The organism is Bradyrhizobium sp. CSA207 (assembly GCF_029051685.1).
Taxonomy (GTDB): domain Bacteria; phylum Pseudomonadota; class Alphaproteobacteria; order Rhizobiales; family Xanthobacteraceae; genus Bradyrhizobium.
Genome location: NZ_JAACFT010000098.1, coordinates 1 through 1,837, shown reverse-complemented (window position 1 = coordinate 1,837; position 1,837 = coordinate 1). Strand labels below are relative to the sequence as shown.

The 1,837-nt window shown below is 60.4% G+C and carries 2 protein-coding genes; both read right to left on the bottom strand.

What is annotated here, in order from left to right:
• Positions 1-73: 73 nt before the first annotated feature.
• Positions 74-529 carry a potassium channel family protein gene (locus tag GWG65_RS40095; protein WP_275200903.1) on the bottom strand — a complete coding sequence of 152 codons (456 nt, stop codon included), beginning with the start codon at positions 527-529 and terminating at the stop codon, positions 74-76.
• Complete coding sequence (gene cax, locus GWG65_RS40090) at positions 508-1,725, bottom strand: calcium/proton exchanger (RefSeq protein ID WP_275200902.1); 1,218 nt, start codon at positions 1,723-1,725, stop codon at positions 508-510. Before cax ends, GWG65_RS40095 begins: the two co-directional genes overlap by 22 nt.
• Positions 1,726-1,837 lie beyond the last annotated feature (112 nt).

The window sequence follows — 1,837 nt, the reverse complement described above, 5'->3', positions numbered from 1 at the left end:
GATGGGCCATGACCGGAAGTCGCCGGGTTACTCGACCACCTCACGCGCCTCGCGGCTAAAACGCCGCAATGCATTACTCGGAAGATACACCTTTCTGTCGCAGTCCTTCTTCGGTCTGGCTCGTCATCACTGCCCGCAAGACCGCAAAAATGACAGCGGTCGACCAACCAAATAACAGCACGCCGTTCATCGCCGTCATTGGCCCAAGCAACTGCCAGCGCTCAATCGGAGTTACGTCGCCGTAACCGAGCGTTGTGTAGTTTACAAAGGCAAAATAGACGAGATCAGCGCCAGGAGGTGCAATACCGACCATCATGTAAGCAAATGACCAAACGACCACTTCGGCAATATGCGCGGCCATCAAGACCGATACGGTCGCAATCATGACGGCGATCAGTCGAAGCGATGGACGCGACGTTGCACGCTCGTCCGCGATGCGCGCCGCCCACAATACGGCCGCCATAACGATTGCATGGATCGCGATGTTGCAAGCACTGACCGCAACGCTTACGAGAAGCTGGCGCAACATGGGGATCGCTCCGGCGCGGTGGCGCCACGTGATGTGAACTTGACCTCATCATATGCGCGATGGGTGGAGCGTTCGGTTGTCTTTCGTGGCACTGTGTCTTCGTTGTTTGATCTGGGCGGCAACAGGTAAAGCGTCACGGCGAAAATCAGGTACACCATCAGTACCAGCACTCCGACAAACCACGCCGAGCGACCGCTGTTGGTCACCAGAGAGGCCGTCATGGTGGCGATCAGCATCATCACCACCGCGCCCGGCCAGAATTGCAGATTCATCGGAGCCGGGCCGATGACGTAGCTGAGCAGCACCAGCACCGGAGCGACGAACAGCGCGATTTGGGTTGCGCTCCCCAGCGCGATGCCCACGCTCAAGTCCAGCCGGTTTTTGCGCGCGCCGGAAAACGCCGAGGCCATTTCCGCCGCGCCGCCCACCAACGCCACCACGATGAAACCAACGAACGCGGGAGTCATTCCGAAGGCCACCGCGGCTTGCTGCACCGACTCGACGAACACTTCGCTCACCAGCGCGACCAGTACAGTGACGCCGGCCAGCGTGGCCAGGGCGAGGCCCAACGGCCACGGCGCTTCGTCTGCCTCTGCATGTTCCGCACCACCGAAAAACTCACGATGCGTCTTGAGCGAGAACAGCAGGCCCAACCCGTAGACGACGATTAGCAGCACAGACAGACTGACGCTCAACGTGTCGGTAAACGCCGACCCCGCCACGGAATCGGCTTCGGTGACGGCCGACGGAATCAAGATCGCGACCGTGGCCAGAAAGAGCAGGCCCGCTTGCAGGCGGGCGCTGGCCCTGTTGTATTCCTGCGCGTGGTGCTTGAGTCCGCCGAGCAGAAACGACGCTCCCAACATGAACAACGTGTTGGTGACGATCGCCCCGGCGATGGATGCCTTCACCAGGGTATATTGCCCGGCGTGCAACGCGGTCAGCGCGATGACAAGTTCGGTCAGGTTTCCGAGCGTGGCGTTGAGCAGGCCACCGACCGTATCACCCGTCTTGGCCGCCACGGATTCGGTGGCGTGACTGAGCAGCGCGGCCAGCGGGACGATGGCCAGCACCGACACCACAAAAAGCAGCGTGTGCGCTTCAGGCTTGAGCTTTTGGGCGACGAACAGCACGGGCACGAAGGCCAGCAACCAGAGCAGGGGATTGTGACGGATCTCTCTAAGCAAGGGATTCATGGGGAGCCCCGGAGCGGACTGTTCGCATTCCATTTGCTCGGCCCGAAGAACTTCTGTCAAGCAAGGGTTCTTGTTCAGAGGTCGCGTTGCGGATGTCCGTTGTGGGTCAAAA